This window comes from Micromonospora sp. NPDC049139 (assembly GCF_055586845.1).
In genome coordinates, this window is the sequence record NZ_JBVJHK010000001.1 from 238700 (window position 1) to 255162 (window position 16463).

General features: G+C 73.5%; 16 protein-coding genes. 4 read left to right on the forward strand and 12 right to left on the reverse strand.

Annotation, left to right across the window (positions count from 1 at the left end; genetic code table 11):
- Window positions 1–236: 236 nt before the first annotated feature.
- Both ACZ6Q9_RS01155 and ACZ6Q9_RS01160 read left to right on the forward strand, forming a co-directional pair.
- Entirely contained in the window at window positions 237–608 is a 372-nt protein-coding gene (locus ACZ6Q9_RS01155) for a hypothetical protein (RefSeq protein ID WP_396826912.1), read from the forward strand.
- A 132-nt stretch (window positions 609–740) separates the two neighbouring features.
- Entirely contained in the window at window positions 741–1157 is a 417-nt protein-coding gene (locus tag ACZ6Q9_RS01160; protein WP_393454262.1) for a YchJ family protein, read from the forward strand.
- A gap of 36 nt (window positions 1158–1193) precedes the next feature.
- On the opposite strand, the gene ACZ6Q9_RS01165 is transcribed toward ACZ6Q9_RS01160, so the two are convergent.
- From ACZ6Q9_RS01165 to ACZ6Q9_RS01200, 8 genes are all read right to left on the reverse strand, one after another.
- Window positions 1194–1751, reverse strand: a complete 558-nt coding sequence (locus tag ACZ6Q9_RS01165) for a gluconokinase (protein WP_393263991.1) — start codon at window positions 1749–1751, stop codon at window positions 1194–1196.
- Window positions 1741–2970, reverse strand: a complete 1230-nt coding sequence (gene manD / locus ACZ6Q9_RS01170) for a D-mannonate dehydratase ManD (protein WP_350708225.1) — start codon at window positions 2968–2970, stop codon at window positions 1741–1743. Before manD ends, ACZ6Q9_RS01165 begins: the two co-directional genes overlap by 11 nt.
- 33 nt (window positions 2971–3003) lie before the next feature.
- Window positions 3004–3957 carry a sugar kinase gene (locus tag ACZ6Q9_RS01175; RefSeq protein ID WP_393454259.1) on the reverse strand — a complete coding sequence of 318 codons (954 nt, stop codon included), beginning with the start codon at window positions 3955–3957 and terminating at the stop codon, window positions 3004–3006.
- The gene (locus ACZ6Q9_RS01180) at window positions 3954–4592 is read right to left on the reverse strand and encodes a bifunctional 4-hydroxy-2-oxoglutarate aldolase/2-dehydro-3-deoxy-phosphogluconate aldolase (RefSeq protein WP_393263995.1); all 639 of its coding nucleotides are present in this window, start codon (window positions 4590–4592) and stop codon (window positions 3954–3956) included. Before ACZ6Q9_RS01180 ends, ACZ6Q9_RS01175 begins: the two co-directional genes overlap by 4 nt.
- A 4-nt stretch (window positions 4593–4596) precedes the next feature.
- Window positions 4597–5745, reverse strand: a complete 1149-nt coding sequence (gene dgoD / locus ACZ6Q9_RS01185) for a galactonate dehydratase (protein ID WP_393454253.1) — start codon at window positions 5743–5745, stop codon at window positions 4597–4599.
- A gap of 7 nt (window positions 5746–5752) precedes the next feature.
- Window positions 5753–6568 (reverse strand): carbohydrate ABC transporter permease, encoded by an 816-nt coding sequence (locus ACZ6Q9_RS01190; protein ID WP_357700978.1) that lies wholly within the window; start codon window positions 6566–6568, stop codon window positions 5753–5755.
- A complete protein-coding gene (locus tag ACZ6Q9_RS01195; protein ID WP_363706493.1) occupies window positions 6565–7515 on the reverse strand; it encodes a carbohydrate ABC transporter permease in 951 nt (316 codons plus the stop codon). The genes ACZ6Q9_RS01190 and ACZ6Q9_RS01195 overlap by 4 nt, the downstream gene beginning before the upstream one ends.
- Window positions 7516–7596: 81 nt before the next feature.
- On the reverse strand, window positions 7597–8889 hold the full coding sequence (locus ACZ6Q9_RS01200; protein WP_466021376.1) for an ABC transporter substrate-binding protein: 1293 nt from the start codon (window positions 8887–8889) through the stop codon (window positions 7597–7599).
- 136 nt (window positions 8890–9025) lie between these two features.
- Here ACZ6Q9_RS01200 and ACZ6Q9_RS01205 point away from each other — a divergent pair, with 136 nt between their 5' ends.
- Both ACZ6Q9_RS01205 and ACZ6Q9_RS01210 read left to right on the forward strand, forming a co-directional pair.
- Window positions 9026–9787, forward strand: a complete 762-nt coding sequence (locus ACZ6Q9_RS01205) for a FadR/GntR family transcriptional regulator (RefSeq protein WP_396826908.1) — start codon at window positions 9026–9028, stop codon at window positions 9785–9787.
- A gap of 221 nt (window positions 9788–10008) precedes the next feature.
- The gene (locus ACZ6Q9_RS01210) at window positions 10009–10743 is read left to right on the forward strand and encodes a hypothetical protein (RefSeq protein WP_396826906.1); all 735 of its coding nucleotides are present in this window, start codon (window positions 10009–10011) and stop codon (window positions 10741–10743) included.
- A gap of 120 nt (window positions 10744–10863) precedes the next feature.
- Here the strand turns inward: ACZ6Q9_RS01210 and ACZ6Q9_RS01215 are convergent, their stop codons facing one another.
- The 4 genes from ACZ6Q9_RS01215 to ACZ6Q9_RS01230 form a co-directional block, all read right to left on the reverse strand.
- Complete coding sequence (locus ACZ6Q9_RS01215; protein ID WP_393454247.1) at window positions 10864–12216, reverse strand: MFS transporter; 1353 nt, start codon at window positions 12214–12216, stop codon at window positions 10864–10866.
- 197 nt (window positions 12217–12413) lie between these two features.
- The gene (locus tag ACZ6Q9_RS01220) at window positions 12414–13373 is read right to left on the reverse strand and encodes a mechanosensitive ion channel family protein (protein ID WP_393264006.1); all 960 of its coding nucleotides are present in this window, start codon (window positions 13371–13373) and stop codon (window positions 12414–12416) included.
- Window positions 13374–13513: 140 nt separating this feature from the next.
- Window positions 13514–14710, reverse strand: a complete 1197-nt coding sequence (locus ACZ6Q9_RS01225) for a hypothetical protein (RefSeq protein ID WP_396826905.1) — start codon at window positions 14708–14710, stop codon at window positions 13514–13516.
- A 44-nt stretch (window positions 14711–14754) separates the two neighbouring features.
- Window positions 14755–16380: a serine/threonine-protein kinase gene (locus ACZ6Q9_RS01230; protein ID WP_396826903.1), complete on the reverse strand. Its 1626-nt coding sequence runs from the start codon at window positions 16378–16380 to the stop codon at window positions 14755–14757.
- Window positions 16381–16463 lie beyond the last annotated feature (83 nt).

Sequence of the window (16463 nt, forward strand, 5' to 3'; positions counted from 1 at the left end):
TCGGCGGTCGTCATTGCGAGGGTTCCAGTCCGTCGACGCTCGGGGAAAGTCCCTGCGAGCCTGACCGACCGATCGGCCCACCGGCAGGGCCGATTTCCGTCGCGCCGACTGGTCCGATCCGGCCCGCGCCACGCGCCCGCGTGTACCGGCCGGCCGGACGCCCAGCACCTGCCGGCGTTTGACCGCCGGGGCCGGGGGAAGACGGTGCGCCCAGGGCCGATTCCCGAGGAGCGACGATGGCGGACGCAGGACGGGCCAGGAAGGCCACCGGGGCGCGCAAGGCCCCGATGAAGCGGACGGCGGCGGCGAAGAAGGTGGCGACGGCCACGAAACGGGCCACCGGGACGACCGCGGCCAAGACCCCGGGTGAGAAGCCGACATCGACGACGCCCCGGGTGGCCCGGAAGAAGGCCACCTCCGCCACGGCGGCCCCCACCCGCACCCGGAAGGCGCCGGCCACGGGCGCGCCGGCGAAGAAGGCGCCCGCGAAGAAGACGGCGAAGGCCGCCGCGACCCGTGCCGGCGCGGCCACGAAGGCACCGGCCCGCAAGGCAACGACCATGGAGTCCTTCGGCAACCGGCGGACAGCCCGGACGAGCGGCCGCTGACCCGGCCCGCACGACGGTGTTCCGGCGGCGAACCGGCGGCGGACCGAGCCGTCGGCGTACGGCGCCGGGGTCGGACGCCCGCGTGCCGGGTCCGGACGCCGGTCGCGGCGGACCGTCGGCCAGAATGGGCCCGTGGCGACCAGACCCCGCCGGAGCGCGGCCGACGACCCCGACCGGACCTGCCCGTGCGGGTCCGCCCAGCCGTACGCGCGGTGCTGCGGGCGACTGCACCGGGGCGAGGCCGACGCGGCGACGGCCGAGGCGCTGATGCGCTCGCGGTACAGCGCCTTCGCCGTCGGCGACACCGCCTACCTGCTGCGGAGCTGGCACTCCTCGACCCGGCCGCGCCGGCTCGACCTGGATCCGAGCCAGCGCTGGACGGGGCTGGAGATCGTCGACGCCGACCGGGGCGGGCTGTTCGACACCACGGGCGTCGTCGAGTTCCGCGCCCACTACCGCGCGGGCGGTCGGCCGGGGACGCAGACCGAGCGCAGCCGATTCGTCCGCGAGGACGGGCGCTGGGTCTACGTCGACGAGTTGCCCGGCTGACACCGGCCCGGCAGCCGCCGGGCCGGTGCGCCGCGGCTACCCGCCGGTGGGGAGGCCGGTGCGCAGGCCGAGGCCGTCGACCGCCGCCGAGACGAGTTCGTCCGGCGCCAGCGAGACGTCGAGCACCAGCACCGACTCGTCCGGGTGGGGCTGCTCCAGGGTCGCCAACTGCGACTCCAGCAGGCTCGCCGGCATGTAGTGCCCGGCACGCCGGGCCATCCGGTCCCGGATCACCTCGGCCGGCCCGTCCAGGTGGACGAACTCGACGCTCGGCGGCCCCTGGCGCAGCACGTCGCGGTAGGAGCGCTTCAGCGCCGAGCAGGCCAGCACCGTCGACACGCCCTCGGCGGAGCGGGCCGCCATCCATGCGGCCAGGTCGCGCAGCCAGGGCAGGCGCGCGGCGTCGTCCAGCGGCACGCCGGCCCGCATCCGCGCCACGTTGGCCGGCGAGTGGAACTCGTCCGCCTCGGCGAAGGTCAGGCCGGTACGGTCGCTGATGCCCCGGGCCACGGTCGTCTTGCCGGCCCCGGACACCCCCATCACGACCACGTGCCGGGTCGCGGCCGGGCCGCCCGGGCGGCTCTCACCAGTCATGGACCGTCCCGTCCTTGAGCCGGTTGAACGGCAGGTAGGCCGGCACGTACGGGAACTTCGCCGCGGCTTCCTCGTCGAGTTCCACGCCGAGCCCCGGCTGCTCGCCCGGGTGCAGGTAGCCGTCGGTGAAGGTGAACGACTGCCGGAAGACCTCGTTGGTGAGCGGCCCGTGCTGCATGTACTCCTGGATGCCGAAGTTGTGGATGGCGAGGTCCAGGTGCAGCGCGGCGGCCATGCCGACCGGCGAGATGTCGGTCGGGCCGTGGATGCCGGACTTGATCTGGTACTGGGCGGCGAAGTCGAGCAGCTTGCGCATGGCCGTGATGCCGCCGGTGTGGGTGACGGCGGAGCGCACGTAGTCGATCAGTTGCTCGCGGATGAGGGTCTGGTAGTCCCACACCGTGTTGAAGATTTCCCCGATGGCCAGCGGGGTGGTGGTGTGGTGGCGCACCAGCCGCAGCGCCTCCTGGTTCTCCGCCGGGGTGCAGTCCTCCAGCCAGAACAGGTCGTACGGCTCCAGGGCCTTGCCCAGCTTCGCGGCCTGGATCGGGGTCATCCGGTGGTGGCCGTCGTGCAGCAGCGGCAACTCCGGGCCGAACTCGTTGCGGACCGCCTCGAAGACGCCGGGCAGGTGGCGCAGGTAGGCGCGGGTGTCCCAGTCCTCCTCGGCCGGCAGCGGGGTGCGCTGCGCCGGCTCGTAGTCGTACCGCTTGCCGTCGGCGCTGGGCTGGGCGGCGACGCCGTACACGGCGTTGATGCCCGGCACGGAGGTCTGCACGCGGATCGACCGGAAGCCGAGCTCCAGGTGCCGGCGGATCGAGTCGAACAGCTCCGGGATGTCGCGGCCGGAGGCGTGGCCGTAGGCCATGATGCCGGTGCGGGAGGCCCCGCCCAGCAGCTGGTACAGCGGCATGCCGGCGGCCTTGGCCTTGATGTCCCACAGCGCCACGTCCACCGCCGCGATGGCCGCCATGGTGACCGGCCCGCGCCGCCAGTACGCCGAGCGGTACAGGAACTGCCAGGTGTCCTCGATGCGGTGCGGGTCGCGGCCGATCAGCAGCGGGACGACGTGGTCGCGCAGGTACGAGGCGACCGACAGTTCGCGGCCGTTGAGGGTGCCGTCGCCCAGGCCGGTGATCCCGTCGTCGGTGGTGATCTTCAGGGTGACGAAGTTGCGGTCGGGGCTGGAGACGATGACGTCAGCGGCGACGATCTTCACGGGATGCCTTTCTTCTACAGGTGCGCGGGGCGGCTAACGGAGAACACTGCCCGTCTCGTGGCCGTCGAGAAGGGACAGTTCGGCGCGGCGGGGCAGCCCTTCGCAGTCGCCTCGGCTGGAGACCGCGAAGGCGCCGAGGGTGGCCGCGCGGCGCAGGCGACCGGCCAGGTCGAGCCCGTCGAACCAGCCGGACAGGTAGCCCGCGGTGAACGCGTCCCCGGCGCCGACGGGGTCGACGGCGGTCACGGTCAGCGCCCCGACGTGCTGGACGCCGTCCGGGGTGTGCGCCCGGGCCCCGTCGGCGCCCAGCTTGACCAGGACGGTGTCCACGCCCCGCCCGAGCAGGTCCGCCACGACCGTGGCCTCGTCGGCCCCCGGGTCGCCGACGAGGTCGAGCTCGTCGGCGGAGGCGATGACGACCGAGGCGTACCCCGCCAGCGGGGTGAGCACCTCGCGGGCGGCGTCGCGGGACCAGAGGCGGGCGCGGTAGTTGACGTCGAGGCAGACGGGGATGCCCGCCTCGGCCGCGGCCTCGGCGGCCCAGCGGGTGGCCGCGCGGGCGGTGTCGGACAGCGCCGGGGTGATCCCGGTCAGGTGCAGCATTCCGGCGCCGGCGGCCAACGGCGTCCGCAGGTCGTCGGCCCGCAGCGCCGACCCGGCCGATCCGGCCCGGTGGTACTGCACCCGGGTCAGGTCGGCGGTGCGCTGCTCCAGGAACATCAGGCCGGTCGGCCGGTCCGGGTCGCGGGTCACGCCGTCGACACCGACGCCCTCGGCGCGCAGCTGCCGCAGCGTGTACTCGCCGAACTCGTCGGTGCTCACCCGGCCGGCCCAGGCGGCCCGGTGGCCCAGCCGGGCCACCCCCACCGCCACGTTGGACTCGGCGCCGGCCAGGTGCATGGTCAGCGGCCCGCCGGCGGCGAGCGGGCCGGCGGAGCGCAGCGACACCATGGTCTCGCCGAAGGTGAGCAGGTCGGGCGCGGTCATGACGCGGCCGGCTCCCGCACGGCGGCGAGGTAGGTGCGGGCCCGCGTCCGCAGCGCGTCCAGGTCACCGCCGGAGGCGGCGTCGCCGACCAGCGGCCCGCCGACGCCGACCGCGATCGCGCCGGCCTTCAGGTAGCCGGGCACGTCGGCCAGGCCGACGCCGCCGACCGCGACGAACGGGATGTCCGGGAACGGATCGCGCACCGCCTTGAGGTACGCCGGGCCGCCGACCGACGACGGGAACAGCTTGATCGCCGACGCGCCCATCCGCATCGCGGTGTACGCCTCGGTCGGGGTGAACGCGCCGGCGGCGACCGGGATGCCCCGGCGGGCCGCCTCGGGGATCGACTCGACCACGGCCGGCGTCACCACGAACTGGGCGCCCGCGGCGGCCACGTCGGCCACGTCGGCGGCGGTGAGCACGGTGCCGGCGCCGACCAGGGAGCCGGCGGGGGCGACCCCGCGCAGCGCCTCGACGGCCCGCAGAGCGTCCGGCGTGGTGAGGGCCACCTCGACGAGGCGTACGCCCTCCTCGAGCAGGGCGGTGCCGGCGGCGATCGCGCCGGCGGTGTCGGTGCCCCGGATGACCGCGAGGATGCGGGCGTCGGTGAGTTCGGCGGTGAGGTCGAGGGTCATGTGATCACCATTCTGCGTAGGAGCCGTCACGGTGCCGCCACGTGGGGCTGCGCCACGAGTGGCCGCGCTTGTCCGCCGTTCGCACGGCGTGTTCGTCGATCTCGATGCCGAGTCCGGGCGCCGTGAGCCGCTCGACGTACCCGTCGACGAACGTCAGCGGGGTCTTGTCGAGGCAGTAGTCGAGCACCTCGGCGCCGAGGTTGTAGTGGATGCCGATGCTCTGTTCCTGGATCAGGTAGTTCGGCGTGGCGAAGCCGACCTGCAGGCAGGCCGCGAGGGCGATCGGCCCGAGCGGGCAGTGCGGGGCGAGCTGCACGTCGTACACCTCGGCCAGCGCGGCGATCTTGCGGACCTCGGTGATGCCGCCGGCGTGCGAGAGGTCCGGCTGGGCGACCGCGATGCCGGCCTGCAGCACCGGCAGGAACTCCTGCCGGCTGTAGAGCCGCTCCCCCGTCGACACCGGCGTGGTGGTGGAGCGGACGAACTCGCCGATGAGGTGCGAGTTCTCCGGGACCACCGGTTCCTCGAGGAAGAACGGCCGGTACGGCTCGAGCAGCGGGGCGACCCGGCGGGCGGTGGCGAGGGTGAAGCGGCCGTGGAAGTCGACCGCCACGTCCCGCTCGTCGCCGAGCACCTCGCGGGCGGCGGCCACCCGTTGGACGACGCCGTCGAGTTCGGCGACCGACGCGACCGGGCTCATCTTCCCGGACGCGTTCATCTTCACCGCGGTGAGGCCGGTCTCGACGGCGGCGGCGATCTGGTCGCGGACCTCGGCGGGTTCGTCGCCGCCGACCCAGCCGTAGACCCGGATCCGGTCCCGGACCGGGCCGCCGAGCAGCTGGTGCACCGGCGCGCCGAAGTGCTTGCCGGCGATGTCCCACAGCGCCTGGTCGAGCCCGGACACGGCGCTGGCCAGGATCGGCCCGCCCCGGTAGAACGAGCCCTTGGTCATGACCTGCCAGTGGTCCTCGATGCGCAGCGCGTCCTGGCCGATGAGCAGTTCGCTGAGCTGCTCGACGGCGGTGCGGACGGTCTCGGAGCGGCCCTCGCAGGTCGCCTCGCCCCAGCCGACGATGCCGGAGGAGGTCTGCACCCGGACGAACAGCCAGCGCGGCGCGACGAGGAAGGTCTCGACCTTTTCGATTGTCGTCATGGCGTCCTCAGCCCTTCGTGGCGCCGGCGGTCAGGCCGGAGACGATGTACTTCTGCACGAACAGGGCGATCACCATGATCGGCACGGTGACCACGGTGGCCGCGGCCATCAGGCCGCCCCAGTCGATGCTGGCGTAGCCGACGAAGTCGAAGATCGCCACGGGGAGCGTCTTGGTGTCGGCGCCGGAGAGCACGAGGGCGAACATGAAGTTGTTCCAGGAGAAGATGAAGGACAGGATCCCCGCGGTGGCGATGCCGGGCACCGACAGCGGCAGGGTGATCCGCCGGAACGCGCCGATGTGGGTCAGCCCGTCGACGAGCGCCGCCTCCTCGAGTTCGCTCGGCAGGCCGTCGAAGTAGCCCATCATGATGTAGACGATCAGCGGCAGCGACACGAACATGTGGCTGAGGATCAGCACGGTGAACCCGCCGACCATCTGCAGGTTCGAGAAGACGTAGTACCAGGGCACCAGCAGCGAGACGCCGGGGATGACCCGGGCCATGAGCACGACGAGCGCGGACTTCTTCATGTTGAAGCGGCTCATCGAGTACGCGGCGGGCACGCCGAGCAGGAGCGACAGCACGGTCGCCGCGAACGCCACCCAGAGGCTGTTGCCGATGAACTGGACGTAGTTCGCCTGCTCCAGCACCGTGCCGTAGTTGTCCAGGGTGGGCGAGAAGGAGAACGCCTTGTCGGTGTCGTAGATGTCGACGTTGGTCTTCAGCGACGCGAGGATCATCCAGAGCAGCGGCGCCATCAGCGAGAACACCACGACGACCAGGGCCACCGCCCGGAAGACCTTGAACGGCCTGCTCGGCTTCATCGGTCCAGCCCCTTCTTGCGGTAGGTCAGGGCCCACATCACCCCGATGATGATCAGGAAGAAGATGATGAGGACCGTCGACGAGACGCCGTAGTCGTTGTAGTCGAAGCTGAGGCCGTAGGCGTAGACGTTGAGGGTCTCCACCTCGTGGAACGACCCGCCGCCGCGCCCCTTGGTGGCGTAGAGGATGTCGAAGGTCTTCAGGGCGTCGATGCCGCGCAGCAGGACCGCGACGATCACGGTAGGCATCAGCAGCGGCAGGGTGACGTGCCGGAACCGCTGCCAGGTGCTGGCGCCGTCGATCAGCGCCGCCTCCTGCGGCTCGTCGGACAGCGACGTCAGGCCGGCGAGCAGGATCAGCACGACCATCGGCGTCCACTGCCAGATGTCGATGAACATCGTCGTGGGCAGGGCCGAGCTCTGCCCGGACAGCCAGGGCTGGGGGCCGATCCCGACCCAGCCGAGCACCTGGTTCGCCATGCCGATGTTGGGGTCGAAGATCAGCCGCCACATCATGCCGACCGCGACCGGGGTGGCGACCAGCGGCAGCAGGATCGCGACGCGGACCCACTTCTCACCGCGGAACGGCCGCCACAGCAGCAGGGCGATCGCCATGCCGAGCACGACCTCGAAGAGGAGCACGACGCCGGTGAAGAGGGCGGTGCGCCACACGGCCGGCCAGAAGCGGTCGGTGTCGGTGAGCACGTCGAGGTAGTTCTGGAAGCCGATGAACTCGCTCTCGGCGCGTACCGAGCCCTCGGCGTCGGTCAGGCTGAGGTACCCGGTCCAGGCCACCGGGAAGACGATCAGCACGGCGACGAACGCCATGGCGGGTGCCGCGAAGAGCCACTTGCGGTGCTCGTTGGCCCAGCGCGACCAGGCCGAGGTCTCCGGGGACGCCGGACGCGCCTCGGTCGATCTTTTGACTGGTGTGGTGACGGCTGACATGAGGTCTCCGGGTGGGGGGTCAGGGCCAGCGTCCCGACGCGGGGTGGCGGAGCCGGTCGGCTCCGCCACCTGCGCTTCGGGCTACTTCGCCTCGTCGTCGAGGAACTTCTGGAACGCCTCGTTGGCCGCGTCCGCCGAGGCGGCCGCGTCCTTGCCGGTGATCGCGTCGACGATCGGCTGGCCGACGATCTCCCGCGCCTGGGCGACCTTCACGACCAGCGGACGGTCGTGGCCCACGCCGTTGGCGGTGCTGACCGTGGTGGCCTCGGCGAGGTCCTTCGGGTAGCTCGCCGAGCCCTCCGGGTTCTCCCAGACGGACGTACGGGCGCTGGGAACGCCGGCCTTCTGCTGCGCCAGCGCCTGCTCCTTGCCGGCCGCCCACTGGATGAACTTCCAGGCGTTGTCCTGGTTCTTGGACGTCTCGTTGACGCCGAGCGCCCACGAGGGGATGTTGTACGGCTTCGAGCCGGCCGGGCCGGCCGGGAAGGCGGCGAACCCGACGGTCTCGGAGACCTTCGACTTGGCCGGGTCGGTGGCGTTCTTGTAGAGCGAGTTGGCCTCGGTGTAGAAGGCCGCCTTGCCCTGGGTGAAGATCGCCATCGCCTCGGACCAGCTCATGTCGGTGCTGATGTTCTCCGGGCCGTGCTCGCGCAGCAGCCCGCCGTAGTAGGCGTACGCCTGCTTGGCCTGGTCGGTGTTGACCGACGCCTTGCCGTTGGCGTCGACGAAGTCGCCGCCGAAGCTGTAGAGGAAGCTGGAGAACTGCGTTACGGCGGCCGCCTTGCCGGTGCGGGACACGAAGCCCGCAACGCCCGGGTTGTCCGCCTCGACCTTGGCCGCCTGCGCCTTGAGCTCGTCGAGGGTCTTCGGCGGGGCCGTGAAGCCGGACTTCTCCAGCAGGTCCTTGCGGTAGTAGAGGACCTCCTGCTCGGTGATGATCGGCACCCCGACCAGCTTGTCCTCGTAGCTGGTGGCCTGCACCGGCCCGGTCTGGAAGTCGCCGAACTCGAACGCGCTGTCCGACTTGGCCTTGTCGGTCAGGTCGGCCAGGTACTTGTTCTTGGCGAACAGCTTCCCCTCCTGCAGGGGCCGGTACATCATCACGTCGATGTCGCTGGATCCGGCGTTCAGCTTGACGTTGTACTGGTCGGAGAGCTGGTCCTCGCCGAGCTGGGTCACCTCGACCTTGAGGCCCGTCTGCTTCTCGAACTCCGGCAGCGCCTTCTTGATGTTGTCCGTCCAGACGTGGTTCACCAGCGTCACGCGCACGGTGTCCGAGCCGCCGGCGTCGTCCCCGCCACCGCAGGCGGACAGGCCGAGGGCGACGACCATCGCCAGGGAAGTCCCGATAACTGATCGACGTCTCACGTCCATCTCTCCTTATGCCGTGGCCGTGGCCGGGCCCGACGTGGGGCCGCCACCTCCCTGTTTACATCCGCTTAACGTCGGGATGCTAGGCCGAAAAAGCAGATTTATTCAAGAGGTAGACCCAACTGATATGATCCGCCGTGTGAAACCGTCCTCCCCAGGGGTCGCAGTCGCCCCGATCGCCCCTGCCGAGGCCGGGCTGCACGCACGCGTCCTCGACCACCTCGGCACGGCCATCTGCGGTGGCGAACTGGCGGCCGGGGCCGTCCTCAACATCGACGAACTGGTCGAGCGGTACGCCGTGTCCCGCTCGGTCGTCCGCGAGGTCCTGCGGGTGCTCGCCTCGATCGGGTTCATCGAGACCCGCCGACGGGTCGGCGTCATGATCCGTCCGACGGACGCCTGGAACGTCTTCGACCCGCAGGTGATCCGCTGGCGGCTCGCCTCGTCCGGCCGCATCGCCCAGCTCCGCTCGATCACCGAGCTGCGCACCGCCATCGAGCCGCACGCCGCCCTGCTCGCGGCCAGCCGGGTCGGTCACGACGAGGCGAGCGACCTCGTCGGGCTCGCGGCGAAGATGTGGGCCGCCGGCAAGGCCGGCGACGAGGAGCGCTTCCTGCGGCTCGACATCGAGTTCCACCGGCGGGTGCTGGTCGCCTCCGGTAACGAGATGTTCGTCCGGTTGCAGGAGCTGGTCGCGGAGGTGCTCACCGGCCGGCACCAGCACCACCTCATGCCCCACCACCCGCACGAGCAGGCCCTCCAACTGCACGCGGAGGTGGCCCAGGCGATCCAGCGGCGCGACGGCGAGCGCGCCCGGCGGGCCATGGTGCAGCTCATGGAGCAGGCCTTCGACGAGATGAGTTCGATCTGGGAGCAGACCGGCGAAACCGCCGGCCCCTGACCGCTGCCCCGACCCGTCCCGCTCCCGTCGTCCTTTCGCCCGGCGTATGCTGGTGGCGGCGCCGTCCCGCGCCTCACCTCCCTACCGGTGCTCACGCCACCGGCGTCGCGGAGGCAAAGGGAGCCTCGCGTTCTCGGGATGCCGTGCCACATGCCCTGATCCGGCGCGGTCGACGGGAGCGTGGGTCCCTGCGACCCGCGCCGTCGACGAGGGAGCATGTGATGACGCGTGACAAGTCGTTCAAGACCCGGGTCCGGGCCCGGATGGACAAGACCGGCGAGAGCTACACGACCGCCCGCCGGCAGCTCGTCGCCCGGTCGACCGCCGCCGCGCCCGAGCCCGCCGCCGCACCGCCCGCGCCGCCGAAGCCCGCGCCGCGCGCGACGTCGTCGGGCACGGCGGTGCAGACCGCGCGGATCTCCGACGCGCTCGTCCGGGAACGCACCGGCCGCGGCTGGGACGAGTGGTTCGCCCTGCTCGACGCCTGGGACGCCACCGGGCGTACGCACACCGAGATCGCCCGCTGGCTGGTCACCACGCACGAGGTGCCGGGCTGGTGGGCGCAGAGCCTCACCGTCGGGTACGAACAGACGCGCGGCCTGCGCGCCCCCGGTCAGCGGCGCGGCGGCGGCTTCTCCGCCGCCGGCAGCCGCACGGTGGCCGTACCGGTGCGGCGGCTCTTCGACGCCTTCGCCGACGACGCGCTGCGCCGCCGGTGGCTGCCCGACGCGGAGGTCCGGGTCCGCACCGCCACCGCGCCCCGGACGTTCCGCGCCGACTGGGGCGACGGGTCGACCCGGCTCGTGGTGGGCTTCGCCGCCAAGGGCGAGACGAAGTCCCGGGTGTCCGTCCAGCACGAGAAACTGACCGGGGCGGAACAGGCGGCCGAGCTGAAGGCGTACTGGCGGGACCGGCTGGCCGCGCTCAAGCACCTCCTGGAAGGCACGGGCCGATGAGCACACGTCCGTCGCCGGCACCACCCCTCCGATCCGGCCACCAGCGGTCGGACCGGCACCTCGCCGGCTGACGGCGCGCCGGCCCGGCGGCGGTCACGCCGACCGCCGCCGGGCCCGTCGTCAGCCGACGCGACCGGCGGCCACCCGACCCGGCCCGCCTCGGGACCGCCGGCCGCCGCCCGTCACCAGGAGCAGCGCGACGATCAGGTACGGCACAGCGGCCACCGCGAAGGCGAACCCGTTGCCGGCCCCGGTGGCGAGCAGGCCGTACCCGCCGTAGACGGCGATGATCGTCACGTCGGTGGCCATCCCGGCGAGCGAGGTGACCGTGGCCCGGCTGCTGCCGGTGACCCGGGCCTGCAAGCGGGCGTCGGCGAGCACGGTGGCGAGTTGGAAGCCGCAGAACGCGGCCGCGACCAGCACGAACCCGACGGGCCGGGCGAGCAGCGCCCCGGCGGCCAGGGCCACGCCGGACACCGCCAGCAGCCCGGCGTACCCGCGGGTGGTCAGCCGCTCCCCCGCCGGGGCGAGCAGGCCGCCGGCGCTCACCCCGGCCCAGATGAGCAGGAGCAGCAGCGGCACGCTCGCCTCGGCGACGCCGGTGTCCCGCGCCAGCAGCGGCGTGTACTCCTCGAGGGCCCCCCAGACCGCCGCGACCGCCGCGACCAGCAGCACCGCCGCGCGGACGGCCCGGTCGGCGTGCGCCTCGGCGAGCCCGGCGCGCAGGCTCGCCCACCAGCCGAGGTCGCCGTCCTCGTCGCCCGCGTCCCGTCCCGCCTCGGCGGCCCGCCCGGTCCACTCCTGGCTGGCGGTCGCGGCCGGGCCGGCGGTGGTGGCCGCTGCCGGCCCGGCTGCGGGAGCGGCAGCGGCCACCGGGGCGTCGCCCCGCCGGTGTTCGGGGAAGCGGGTGGCGACGGCGGCGGCGAGCAGGCAGGCGAGCACGCTGGCCACGCCCACCGCCGGGTAGCCGCCGACGGCGAACACCGGGCCGGCCAGGACGATCGAGGCGAGCACGCCGAGCGTCTCGGCCGTCCTGGCCCGGCCGATGACGCGGGCGTACCGGCCGGCGGCGTCGAGCCGGTCGAGTTCGTCGAAGACCAGCGCCTCCAGCGCACCCGAGGCGAGCGCACCGCCGGCGCCCCACAGCACGAACCCGACGGCGAAGGCCGGATACGAGGGGACGAGCACCCAGAGCGCGAAGCCGGCGGCCGTGACGAGCGGGGCGAGGGCGAGCAGCAGCCGCCGGGAGACCGCGTCGGCGAAGGCGCCGGAGGGCACCTCCAGCAGGATGCCGCTGGCCGACCAGATCACGAACAGCGAGGAGATCTGCCAGACCGACAGGCCGGTGTCGCTGAACAGCAGCGCGTACAGCGGATAGAGCAGAACGAGTTCACCGAGGAACGCGTACCCGTAGAGGATGGCCGCCAGCCGGCGGACACGCGGATCGGGCACGCGCACAGTGTGGACAGTCATGAAGCCTTCCCGTGGAGACGAAGCGGACGCCGGACGTACGGCGTCCGCGGCGGCCCACGGGGGCGACCGTCAGCGGTGCATCAACATCGCCACGTCATGCCGGCGATGTTAGGCGGCGGCCCTGACGGCCATGCCGTACCGCGACACGCGTCGGGGTGGGACCCGTGCGGATCCCACCCCGGAACGCGGCGGCGCGGTCAGCGGCGGAACTTCTCCTGTCCCATCGGCGGGATGACCATGGTGGCCTCGGCGTCCTGGCCGGTCGGCTGCGCCGGGACCGTGGCGCCCGTCGAGGTGACCTGGGTGGCGTCCGGGTCGACGTGGGGCGCGGCCGGGTCGGCGGGGCGCGGCACGACCTGGGTGGCGTCGGCGTCCACGGCCGGGCCGGCGGGTTCACCGGCACGGACGACCTGGGTGGCGTCGGCGGCCGGCTCGGTCAGGTGGGTCTCGGTGTCGCGGCGGCCGGCCTGGTAGGCGCGGGCGTGCGTGGCGATCAGGTGCGACTCCTGCTCGGCGCGGGTCAGCCAGGACTCCCAGCGGCTCTGCATCGGACGGACCAGACCGCCGCCGACCCCGACGACGAGGATGCCGCCGACGGTGGCGAGCACGGCGACCAGCACCGGGGTGGTCACGGCGGTCGCCACACCGATCTGGTTGAGGGCGGCGATGACGCCGAGGCCGAGGATGAACACCGAGGCGATGCTGGCCAGGATGCGGCCGTACGACAGCCCGCCCAGGGCGCCGCTGATGATGTCCTTGACGGCGTTGGCGATCGCGGCGGCGACCACGACGATGACGATCGCGACGAAGGCACGGGGCAGCCAGGCGATCACGCCGGCGATCAGGTCCGAGACGGGGTTCGGGCCCCAGATGCCGAACGCGAGCTGGAGGGTCACCAGCAGCACGCCGTAGTAGGCGAGCTTCGCGACGATGTCGCTGGCGTCGTACCGGGACCGGGCCAGGGCCCGGCGGATCCCGCCGCGCTCCACCGCGCGGTCGAAGCCCACCCGCTCCAGCACCTTGTCGACGATCTTGAGCACGGCCTTGGCGATCAGCCAGCCGACCACCAGGATCGCCACGAAGGCCACGGCCTTGGGCAGGAACAGCATCACCGAGCGGAGGGCGTCCCCCACCGCGTCGCCGAAGTCGTCTCTCATGGGAATCCTCCACACGGGTGTCCGTCTCGTCGCGCCCGACCTACCCTCGGCGCCGGCCGGGGAAACACCGGTCGGCGCCGGGCGGCGTCGCGTCGACGCGACGGTGCCGGCGGGGCCGCGCGCCCGCTCGGCCGGGAGGGTCAGCGGCGCCGGCAGTCGTAGGCGACCGGGGCCTGGGCCTGCACCGGGGACGGCGAGGTGATGTTGACCGTGGCCGTCTCGGTCGTGGTGCCCACGCCGCTGAAGGCCCAGCGCAGCGTCAACTCGACGGTGCGCTGGCCGCGGCCGACCCGCTCGGTCAGCAGGCTGCCGGGGGCGCTGCCACTGCGCAGCCACTGGTAGCGGATCTCCCCCGCCCGGCCGTTGGTCGACACGGTGGCCACCACGTCGACGGTGACGTCGCACCGGTCGCCGGCCGGCCGCGGCACCGCCACCGTGACCCCGGTGACCTCCAGAGGGCTGATCCGCTGCCAGAGATAGAGGCCGACGACGGCGAGCAGCGCGACGGTGAGCACGGTGGAGAGCACCGAGGTGACGGTCCGCCACGCCGGCCGCCGCCGGCGCGGGGGCGTCGGCACGGGCCAGGCGGGCGCGACCGGTGGGGTGGCCGGCACGCCCGGCCCGAACCGCACCTCGCCGCCCGCGGGCGCGGGCGACGCTCCCGTACGCCCGCCGAAGACCGTCCCCGGCCCGGCCCCGGTGGTACGCCCCGTCCCGACCGCGGTCACCGGGCCCGTCGGCTCCTGCCCGCTCGGCTGCGCCGTCCACGGCCCGGACCGCCCACCCGGATCGACCGGCAGCCGGCCGGGGTCCACGTGCGTGGACGGCACGGGACCGGCGGGCGGGGCTACCCGCCACCCCGGCGCGAGGTGCGCCGTGGGCTCTCCCCCGCCGAGGTGCCCGGTGGCGTCCCCAAGGTTCAGGTGCGCCGTAGCTTCCCCCTGGGCCAGGTGTGCCGTGCCGTCTCCGGCGGCCGGGTGCCGCGTCGTCGGTGCGCCGCCGAACAGGGGCGCGGCCGGCTCGCCGGAGCCGAGGTGCGCCGTGGGCTCGCCGGAGCCCGGGTACGCCGTCGGCTCGCCGGAACGCACATAGGCGGTCGGCTCGCCGGAGCCCGGGTAGGCCGTGGGCTCGCCGGAGCCCAGGTAGGCCGTCGGGTCACCAGAGGCCAGGTGTGCCGTGGGCTCGCCGGCACTCACGTGCGCGGTGGGTTCGTCGGAGGCGGGGTGTGCGGTGGGCCCGGTCGGCTGCGGGAGGCCGTCGAGCCGGGCGGTCGCCGCGCCGTCGACGGGCAGCCGGTGGGTGGGCAGCGCCTCGGTCTGGTCGTTCGGCTGGGTCACGGCGGCCCGCCCTCCGTCATCGTGGTCGACATCCGGGTCACCGATCAGCCCGGGGTGCAGAACGGGTAGAGCGTCACGTGGACCGGTGAGCTCTCGGGCGAGGCGTTGCCGGCCTCGTCGACCGCGACGACCCGGACCGGGATCCGGGTGCTGTCGCCCGGCCGGGGCAGGTCGCGCAGGACGCCGCGGAACAGTCCACGACGGTCGGCCGTCATGGGCACCTCCGTGGTGCGGCCGTCCAGGGTGTACCGGAAGCTGACCCGCAGTCTCCCGGCCGTCGTACGGTCGTCGGAGACGACGGCGGACACGGTGCTGGACGTGGGCCCGTACAGACAGCCCTCGGGGTCCATCGCGGTCGGGCTTGCCGCGACCTGCCCGACGGAGGGCGCGACGGTGTCCGCCGGCGGTGGCGGGCTGGTGCTGGCCGACGCGGTCGGCGAGGCGGAAGCGGACGGGGACGACGACGCGCTCGGGCCGGTTGACGCCGGGGCGGCCGTCGTCGCGGTGGGCGTGGCGGACGCCGGGACGGGGGTCGCCGCCGCCGTCGGCGTGGGCGGCGCGGCGGCCGGGGCGGACGCCTCGCCGGTCGGACCCGCCGTCGCCTGCGGGGCGGCCGCCGCCGGCACGGTCTCGTCGCGGCTGGCGTAGCTCAGCCCGGCCCCGCCGACCAGCAGTGCGGCGACCAACCCGCCGCCGAGCAGCGCCGCGCGGGCCCGGCCCGCGCGCAGCCAGGTCCACCGGCCGGTGCCCCCGCCCAGTGCGGTGCTGGCCAGGCTGGTGGCCCCGCCGGTGCCGTCGGGGAACGGGAAGAGGGCGGCGAGCAGGGCCGCCCGGCGGGCCAGCTCGCGCAGGCCGCGCTCCTCCCACTCCGGTCCGTACGCGCCGGCCGCCACCTGCTCCAGCACGGCGAGGAAGACCTGCGCGGGTTGCGGTCGCTCGGCCGGTTGCTTGGCCATGCCGTGCCGCAGCAGGTCGTGCACCGGCTCGGGAGCCGGGTCGGTGGGGATCGGCGCCCGAGCGTGCTGCTGGTGCAGGGTGAACAGGTCCCGCCCGTCGTAGGGCGGCCGACCGGTGAGGCACTCGTAGAAGGTGGCGGTGGCCGCGTAGATGTCGCAGGCCGGGCTGGCCGGGGCGCCCGTCCACTGCTCGGGGGCCATGTAGCGGGGGGTGCCGGTGACGCTGACCCCGGAGGTCTCCCCGACCGGCATCGCGATGCCGAAGTCGGCCAGCTTGCTGGTGCCCTCGGCGGTGACCAGCACGTTCTCCGGCTTGTAGTCGCGGTGCACCACGCCCCTGGCGTGCGCGGCGCCGAGCCCGGCGAGCGATCCCTTGAGAACGCACAGCGCCGACTCCGCGGTGGTGGGGCCGTGCGCGCGCAGCATCTGCCGCAGCGATACGCCGTCGACCAGCTCCATGACGATCGCCGCGCCGGCGGGCGACTCGACGTACTCGTAGAGCCGGGAGACGTGCGGGTCGTCGATCTCGGCCAGCAGCCGGGCCTCGTCCCGGAACGCGGTGCGGAACGAGGGGTCGTCACCGATGCCGCTGGTGAGGTACTTGATGGCGACCGGGGTGCCGGTCGCGTCGTGCACGGCGAGGTCCACCCGGCCGGACGCGCCGGCGCCGAGCTGCCGGACCGGGCGGTAGCCCGAGACCTGCCAGCCGGTCACGCGCTCACCTCCCCACCCCGGAACGGACAGCCTCCGTGGCTGCCTCGGTGGCCATTGTGGTCGCGCCGGGCGGTGGATCCATC